This is a genomic window from Burkholderia alba (assembly GCF_034721475.1).
GTDB classification, from domain to species: Bacteria; Pseudomonadota; Gammaproteobacteria; order Burkholderiales; family Burkholderiaceae; genus Burkholderia; species Burkholderia alba.
In genome coordinates this window covers 1-8,704 of the sequence record NZ_JAWJWL010000067.1, presented here as the reverse complement: position 1 = coordinate 8,704, position 8,704 = coordinate 1, and the positions used below count along the sequence as shown (strand labels likewise).

The 8,704-nt window shown below is 57.2% G+C and carries 4 protein-coding genes and 4 pseudogenes; 6 read left to right on the top strand and 2 right to left on the bottom strand.

Annotated features, from left to right (window positions below; translation table 11 throughout):
* The 6 genes and pseudogenes from RZR99_RS31540 to RZR99_RS31515 all read left to right on the top strand — a co-directional run.
* Positions 1 to 309: pseudogene (locus RZR99_RS31540) on the top strand (IS3 family transposase); the annotation flags it as partial.
* Between the two features lie 13 nt (positions 310 to 322).
* A pseudogene (locus RZR99_RS31535) lies at positions 323 to 922 on the top strand (IS3 family transposase); the annotation flags it as partial.
* A gap of 54 nt (positions 923 to 976) precedes the next feature.
* Positions 977 to 1,798 (top strand): annotated as a pseudogene (locus RZR99_RS31530) (IS110 family RNA-guided transposase); the annotation flags it as partial.
* A gap of 2,107 nt (positions 1,799 to 3,905) precedes the next feature.
* A complete protein-coding gene (locus tag RZR99_RS31525) occupies positions 3,906 to 4,403 on the top strand; it encodes a hypothetical protein (RefSeq protein ID WP_323123636.1) in 498 nt (165 codons plus the stop codon).
* A gap of 285 nt (positions 4,404 to 4,688) precedes the next feature.
* Positions 4,689 to 4,871 (top strand): nucleotidyltransferase family protein, encoded by a 183-nt coding sequence (locus RZR99_RS31520; RefSeq protein WP_323123635.1) that lies wholly within the window; start codon positions 4,689 to 4,691, stop codon positions 4,869 to 4,871.
* A gap of 170 nt (positions 4,872 to 5,041) precedes the next feature.
* Positions 5,042 to 5,305: a hypothetical protein gene (locus RZR99_RS31515; RefSeq protein ID WP_323123634.1), complete on the top strand. Its 264-nt coding sequence runs from the start codon at positions 5,042 to 5,044 to the stop codon at positions 5,303 to 5,305.
* Positions 5,306 to 5,425: 120 nt separating this feature from the next.
* On the opposite strand, the pseudogene RZR99_RS31510 reads toward RZR99_RS31515, so the two are convergent.
* A pseudogene (locus RZR99_RS31510) lies at positions 5,426 to 7,145 on the bottom strand (M4 family metallopeptidase).
* A 222-nt stretch (positions 7,146 to 7,367) separates the two neighbouring features.
* Positions 7,368 to 8,704, bottom strand: a 1,337-nt coding sequence (locus RZR99_RS31505) for a M1 family metallopeptidase (protein WP_323123633.1), incomplete at its 5' end; no start/stop codon positions are given.

The window sequence follows — 8,704 nt, the reverse complement described above, 5'->3', positions numbered from 1 at the left end:
TCGCCCATACGGGTTGCCGACAAATATGCAGATGTCCGTCGCACCGTTGCAGAGATCTTCGAGGACAATCACCGATCCTACGGCTATCGTCGGGTGCAGGCAGCACTGAGCCGACAACGGGTGTTTCTATCGGAGAAGGTCGTGCGTCGGCTCATGAAACAAGGCGGCCTCCAGGCAGCCAGGCCCAGGCGGCGCCGATACCGTTCATATATCGGGGAAATCAGCCCTGCCCCGGATAACATCATCAATCGCGATTTCCACGCTAACGCCCCCAACGAAAAGTGGGTGACGGATATCTCTGAGTTCCAGATTCCTGCAGGGNCTCCAGGCAGCCAGGCCCAGGCGGCGCCGATACCGTTCATATATCGGGGAAATCAGCCCTGCCCCGGATAACATCATCAATCGCGATTTCCACGCTAACGCCCCCAACGAAAAGTGGGTGACGGATATCTCTGAGTTCCAGATTCCTGCAGGGAAGGTATATCTATCGCCCATGATCGACTGCTTCGATGGGATGATAGTCAGTTGGTCGATTGGCACAAGCCCCGACGCAGAGCTCGTGAATACCATGTTAGATGCGGCTATCGAGACCGTGACCGAGGACGACGAGACGCCGATCGTGCATTCAGATCGGGGTGGCCACTACCGTTGGCCTGGCTGGCTATCGCGGGCTGCAAAGGCTAATCTGGTCCGATCCATGTCGCGTAAAGCCTGCTCACCAGACAACGCGGCCTGTGAGGGATTCTTCGGCAGGCTGAAGACCGAGATGTTCTATCCAGGAGACTGGCGTTCCACGACCATCGCGGAGTTCGTTGTGGTACTGAACGCCTACGTTCGCTGGTACAACGAGAAACGGATCAAGGGCTCCCTTGGCTATCTCAGCCCCATCGAGTACCGTGAAAGCCTCGGCCTAACGACGTAAATCAGTCCAAGAAAATAGCCGCATCCCCGTGGGTCAGTTCTGTACGGACATCAACAACTGGCCGACGAGCAGCTCGCCGAGCTCACCATGCTGTGCGGCTTCGATGACGATCTCGCCGCTCAGGTCACGCAGATCAGCAACCACATTCGCGGCCTGCTTACTCAAATCCATCCGGCGCTCGAGCGCGTTCTCGGACCGCGCCTCGACCATCCGGCGGTGCTCGATCTGCTTGAGCGCTATCCGTCGCCCGCCGCACTTGCCAGCACCACCGAGAAAACGCTCGCCAATCGCCTGACCAAGCTCGCTCCTCGCATGGGCAAAGGCTTGACGGCCGAGATCGTTCAGGCACTGAGCGAACAAGCCGTGACCGTGCCCGGCACACAAGCCGCCACCATCGTCATGCCCCGTTTAGCCCACCAGCTTGCGGCCTTGCGTAAGCAACGCGACGAGGTCGCCGCCGAAGTTGAGCGACTGGTGCTTGCTCACCCACTTTGGCCGGTCCTGACCAGCATGCCGGGAGTCGGCGTCAGGACCGCTGCCAGACTCCTGACCGAAGTCGTCCATAAAGCCTTCGCTTCGGCCGCCCACTTGGCAGCCTATGCTGGCCTTGCTCCGGTAACCCGGCGCTCAGGCTCGTCGATCCGTGGCGAGCACCCATCCAGACGGGGCAACAAGGTGCTCAAGCGAGCCTTGTTCCTCTCTGCCTTCGCGGCCTTACGAGACCCAGTCTCGCGGGCTTATTACTCGCGCAAGATCCAGCAAGGCAAGCGCCACAACCAGGCCCTCATCGCACTGGCACGGCGACGCTGCGACGTTCTGTTCGCCATGCTGCGCGACGGCACCATTTACCAACCCAAGTCAGCCCCTAACGCTTGACGAAACACATAGGGGCACCCCCCCGAAGTGCCGGGCGAATTCCTCAGAGAACTGTCTGGACGGTACTGTCAGGTTGTTCGGTGACCGGACAACCTGACAGTACCCCTGAGCCTTATCTGACAAGGCTCAGGCATACAAAGCTACGCCAAGACCTACGCCCACCTTTCTAGATGGGCCGTTGCCGACTCGTTTGTAAGCCCGCCAGCATGCTTGTCGTTGACAGGCATGCTGGCGCGCGTCGCGTCATTGCAGACATCTTCGAATGTAATCACCGCTGCTATGGCTAACCGTTCATGCCATTTAATGGCCTGTAGGACCAGATCCGGTTAGTAGGCTGCCCAACACCCCACCCACCAAACCACCCGTTTGGCTTCCGAACGTAGAGTTCGGTGCGTTAGGCGTCGTATTGTTCTTTGTTGTCGGATTATTTGCGGTCGGTGCGCCTGCAACAGGGCCGCCAGTGAGCGCCCCAACGACGGGGTTTACGACGGGAGCTACGATCGGCGAAATCAATGCGGTGATAGGTGCGGTCGCTTGCACAATCGGTGAGACGCTTATTGGCGCATTGGCGGCAACTGCCGGCGTGATTGGTACAGCGAGTGATATAGGTGCAACGATGGTGCCAATCGATCCAAGCGTGCTAATCGGTCCAGTCGTACCGTTCGGTCCAGTTGATCCAGTCGTCGTTTGAGGGGGTGAGATAAACGGCGTGTAGATGGGGGAGGTAGGCGAGCCATTCCCCGTCGTGCTTCCGCCACCGGAGCCAGTAGTAATTCCTCCTCCACCAGGACCACTGGAGCCACCGGTGCCGCTAGAACCACCAGAACTGCCAGAAAGACTAGTCAGGCCCAAGCTACTCAATAGCGGGATAATTGGGTTGGCGTTACTATTCCCACCGTTGTTGTCCCCACCACTGCCGGGTCGACCCAGTACTGCGTCAAACAATGGAGTCACGATAGGAATTCCCTTGCTCGAGCCGCCACTACCCGAGCCGGTGCCAAGCATTGGGCCCACGATGGGCAAGCTGCTTACGATGGGTATGCCTCCACCTGAGCCGCTGCCGGCGCTGAGCACTGAGCCCACGACGGGTAAGCTACCCAGGATGGGTAAGCCCCCACCAGCACTACTGCTTGTGCTACCGCCCGAACCGCCACCGCCTAGCCCCCCGCTTGCGCCACTACCTACATTAGTGCCCCCACCTGCGCCATCTCCTGAACCGCCGCTAGCTAGTCCTCCGTTTGCAGCACTACCTGTATCAGAACTTCCACCTGTGCCACTGCCCGAACCGCCACCACCTAGCCCTCCACCTGCACCACCTGCAATGGTGCCACCACTTGCGCTACCACTTGAACCTACGCCCCCGTGTGTAGCGCCACTGGTGCCATCAGATCCGCAGCCGCCGAGGAGGAGGGCGATACTGGCGATCGCGATGCTGCACAGAGTGAATGGGAGTCTGGGTTGAGAAAAGGCAATCATTTCGTTATCCTAGTAAAAAGTTGAACGAGATGTCAACATAGAGGATCCATCTTCCTCGGTGCTCTCGTTCACGGGTGGGACGCGTTCATTTCATAGGCTCTTTCTCCCAGCCCATTCATTGGGCAAACTTAACAAACTTCAATCCCGTTTACCAACAACACTTATATACTATGAAATCTACGGATCAGAACTTAATTAGATATGCTTAATATTTAATACTGCCAACACTCAGGCGTGTGCCCAATCGAATGTATTGCATTAAGCAAATGTCATGCCTGTTGGATCAACGATCCCCCTGATAATTGGAGAGCGATCGAGATCCTTATAGGCAAAGGGAGTGGTGATTTCTTGGAAAATCGTCGAGATACTGAAGAAATGAACTTACTGGAGGGACCGGGTGTTTGTAACGTAACGTTGCGGCTTTTGTGTTACGGATGCACCGGTACCATGGCGCTGCGTGTTGCCGATCACTCGAGGCATTGGTTGGGATGGCGCACATCATCGCGCCATCGCCCCTTGGAACTGTACGTGCGACTTTCGCCGCATACAGCTCGGGCATTGGTGCATGTTTGATGGCGATTGCCAGAGATCTCCCACCATTAAGTAACCACGGAGATCCACAGGGGATTCGATGCTGATACTCAAGCAGGGGAAACTGATCAAGTTGCTGCGTGCCGAACTTGCGGAAGCGACTGGTCAGCTCCAGCGCGTGGTGATCGCATCAGTTCGCATAGACGAACCGGTGCCGGCGGCGCTATTCGATTCGCTCACGACCGCCGAACGTAGGATCCTGTCACGTTGGCTTGCCGCATACCACGACAATCAGAAACAGAAATTGGCTCGCGTGGTATTGGAAGGTGCGCCTCCGCGTCTCGATAAACTCATCGAGGCGCTCGATGTCACAGCCGACACGCTCCAACCGAACGAAGCCGATCGCCTCTGGCACCAGGTGCAGGCAATCGCGCAAACGTTAAAACGGACGGGTTATCCGTGCGCCACCTCGGAACAGCCAACTGTGCCGCCGTTGTCTAAGCAGTTGAATGTGGTAAACGAATTGGAGTCGACTAGCGACACACCTGAATCGCCGGTTTCGTCGTCGAATGACATGTCGGGGCCATCGAGGCAGTGAGGGTAACCACAATGCTGCCACGACAGCGACCGATCCATACTGCAGGCGTTACATTGCACTGGACGTCGGAGATCCGCTGTTGAACGCGACACATCTGCGATCCAAACGTAAGCGGTCGGTAAAGGACACCTCTCCCCTCCATCTGCGTCACACTCGGTTAAGATCGACTTGCCGCGAGCGGCGAGTTTGCTCAGCGGCAGATCGTCGCCTTTACCCAGTGGACTCTTCGCTCATGCCATCAACTGATTTCGAAGCACACCTTGTTGCCCTTGCGAGAGAGTCTTCATGGTTTTGGCCTGCACTGGTTGCAGTCCGGTCCCTGATCTACCCTCCTGGTACATTGGTGCTAGTGCCGTGCGGAACCTCGTCTGGGACTCTTTGCATGGATTGGAGACATCATCAGCATTGCGTGACGTCGATGTTGCGTACTTCGATGGCGCTGATTTTTCTGCAGAGCGCGACACATGATTCAAATTGCAAGGACATTGCGAGAATATTTGTAAGCGCGAAATCCTCCGCACCTAGCTCGAAGCCAGGGTTGGGCGCGGCAGTACGGCGGGAACCTAGTGATTCGGACTCGGCCGGACTTATACTCTGCGGACGCGCACACAGTCCTCACCGTCACGGACAACATCACCATGAACCTACTCAAATGCCGAATCTCAGACACCGACGATCGGTTGGCGGAAATGAAAAACGCACGAAAATCTGCGGACAAGGTGCGTCGTCAGCAGGTCAAGCAGACGCGCGCCGATCGCGAGCGCAAGGTGATGCTGGTCGGCGAAGCCGTCCTGCGCCGCGTCGATCGTGGCGAGTGGGACGAAGCCGAGTTTCGGCTTATGATGGATGAAGCGCTATCTCGCCCCGCCGATCGCGCTCTGTTCGAGCTCGACGAGTCCTGACAGAGCTGTCATAAAATTCCGCCTCAGGTACAAAGTGATGTACATCACTTTTGCGGCATCTACCTCCAGGTTCAAGGCAGCCCTCGCGCTACGCGTACGGCAAAACAAGCGACAATCCTATCAATTCACCGATACGGCACTCCAAGCGCGCGCTACCATGGTCTGCTCGGGCGACTTGTCGCCATACAGGTCTGCCGCTGCCTTCATCGACGCCATACGCGCATCCGGGTAAGTCGAATTGGAGGTTAAGTAGATCGTTAGCGCTCGGTACCAGATCTTGCCGGCCTTGTCGCGCCCGATGCCTGCGATGCCCGTATCACCGTTGCACACCAGATCATTCTTTGTCAGCGTGCGTGCGTTCAAAGGCACAGTCGCACCTTCGGCCAGCAGATAGAAGAAGCGGTTGCCGACACCGGAGGTGTAGTGCGCATTGTTGGCGTCCCCCGATGATGCCGACGTATCGGTGAAACCATTTGAGGGATAACAGACGAATGACCTGCCATCAACATCCTGCTTGTACATCTTACGCAGGCCACCATCGACGATTTTGGCGCCGATCACGTAGTTACCTGGATCGTTCGGGTTGTTCACGTAGAACTTAACAAGTGTTCCGAAGATATCGGAATTCGATTCGTTCAACCCACCAGAATCGCTTATATATGCTAGGTTTGCCGTGGCCTGGTTCACGCCATGGCTTAATTCGTGCCCAGCAACATCGATGGACACCACCGGGTTAGGTAGACGAGTACCTGGCTGCCCGTCACCGTAGTACATAATGCCGTTACCCCATGCGGCATTCGCTCCAGTCAAGCCATTTATGAATGTCACATGCGCATAGCTTGGCACACCTTTGCCGTCATTAAAGATGCCGTTACGGCCATTGGTGTTCTTGTAATAGTCCCAGGTTTTAGCCAGACCGTACATGATGTCGGCCGCAACGGTCTGTCGATCACTGATTGTGTTGTTGCCCCACACGTTGTTAAGACTGATGAACGGGACGGGATTGATTACCTTCAATATCGGGTCCAGCATACTATAGCCATCGGCCACACTGCCGTTGCCGCGCGTCGGATCGACCATACGATAGCTGGATGTGCTGGTCTGGTCGGTGGTGATAGAAACGTCGCCGTAGTGCAGCGATTTCCCGACGCCCGTGGCAGCTGCAGTCTGCAGGAGCTCTTCTGCACTCAGGAGTTGGCCGTTGCTTGCGCTGACATAGTAGACCAGGGCTGGCCCGTGTGCCACGGTGGCGTCGCCGTATACGCGGACTGCGTAGGCGAGGACCGGCATTTTGCCACGAGCAAGGACGACAAGTTCTGGCGTCTCGTAGCTGAGCACTCTGCTAGCGAAGCGCTTCGTCGCAATTGATACCGCTTTCTCGATACCGATGTCGGACGCATTCTGGACTGTGGTGCGTCCGTCGGCCTTTGCTAGTGTTACATTGTCCAATTTGATGGCGTTTTGCAACGTCAAGCTGGACCCCATCAATTTACCTTGATTCGAATGTACGACTACATCTCCACCAATTACCGGTAAGCCAGCATAAAAGTGGTCAAACCGGACATGTTCCGTGCCGTCATGATCTACAACGACATCGCGAGCCTTGAACTGATCCACAGCCGCATCGGGCGTCGCCGCTGCGTTACTCGCCGTATTAAAATCGAGCGCCTTAGCGGAACGTTCCACGCGGCTCGGCGCATAATTGAAATGCCGATGGATTGGCTTGGATCAGCGCAAGTGCACGGTCGACAGCGGCCTGCTTGTCGACTGCTTGGGCGAATGCACTTGCGCAGGCTGTTACGATAATCGAAGCGCCAGCAATACGATATATATTTTTCATAATATATCTCAGGAATATATTAATATTCAAAATTTACACTGCGACGTTGCTATTTCCTCCTTTTCACGAAATTTTGTTAAATAGACCGCTTTGCTTTGTCCCCCCCGTCGCCTTCCGGCAACAACTTTCAAGCCTCTCTTCCGCGGATTGAATCGGCGGCCTGTGGATATGTACTAAACACTCGGTGGACGGCGGCGCCGTCCACCGTCATCATTCACTTGGTTACCGACGAGGCATGAACTCACCCTGGTAGCGCAGCGTCGGACGCAGCGTCGGACGCGTCTTCTTGGGCGTCGTGGTTGGAGCTGGCAGCACATCGCCCGCCGGCAGCTGGCGCAGCGATATCGCGGCCGGCGAGTTGATCGACCCGATGCTGGTCGAGCGCGATGCCGGAGCGAGATTCGAGCTGACCAGCAGCGCGGCTTCGCTCTTGAGGCTCTGCAGCAGGACCGGGTCCGTCGACCGGTTGATCTGCGTGAGCAGTGCGCTCCAGGCGGCATCGCCGTAGTTCGTCACGTAGTAGTCGAAGCCCGACGGATTCGCGAGCACGGCCGAGCAGCCGTCGAGACGGATCTGCGTCTGCGTGTCCTTCAACACCAGCGTCTTGCGATTGACGAGGCCGTTGCCGTAGGCCAGCGTCACTGGCACCGACCACTGCGTGCCCGGATACGCGTTCTTGTTCGGGAACGGCGCTTGCCTGATAGTCACGATGTTCTGGTTCTTCGTGAGATCGCACTGTGTGTCGAGCGACAGCAGCGGCACGCCGGTCTGACGCACGTAGCTGTCGCCGATCGCACCGATCGGTTGACCGCTCGCCTTCGACAGCGCATCCCACAGACGCTTCGGCGTGCCGTTGCCGAACGCATAGTCAGTCAGATATTGTTGCAAACCCTTGCGCATCGTTTCGTCGCCGATGAAGCCCTCGAGCATCTTCAGCACGTGACCGCCCTTGTTGTAAACGGATGCGCTTGCACCCGTAACGAAGGTATTGGAACCCCATGCATTGAAGTTCGGCGCGACCGGGAACGCACGTGCACCGATATCCCAATCAATTACACCGTAGCGATCTTGGACGTCGTCGATCCAGTTGAACTTGTCCGGGAAGAACTGGATCGTCGTCCGGGTTTCGAAGTACGTCGCGAACGATTCGTTGAGCCAGACGTTGTCCCACCAGTCGGCCGTGACGAGATCGCCGAACCACTGGTGCGCGACTTCGTGCGTCAGTACCGTGTCGCCGTAGTCCGACATCGGCTTGCCGGGTTCGGACAGGATGTCGTCCGCGAACTCGAGAATCGCCCCCCAGTTCTCCATGCCGCCGAAGTTCAGGTTCTTCTCGGCCTTTAATGCGTCGTTGGCTGCGACAGTGTCGAGCTTGGTGAGCGGCAGCGGAATACCGGTATAGCGGTAGTAGTAGTCGAGCGCCTGCTTGGTGCGCTGCATCGCGGGCTTCGCCCAGTCGCGCATGCCCGGCGGCGTGAAGACGCGCAGGTGCATGCCCTTGCCGTCGGGCAGCGGGCTCGTGAAATCGTCCTCGAGCACGTCGAACAGGCCGCCGCCGA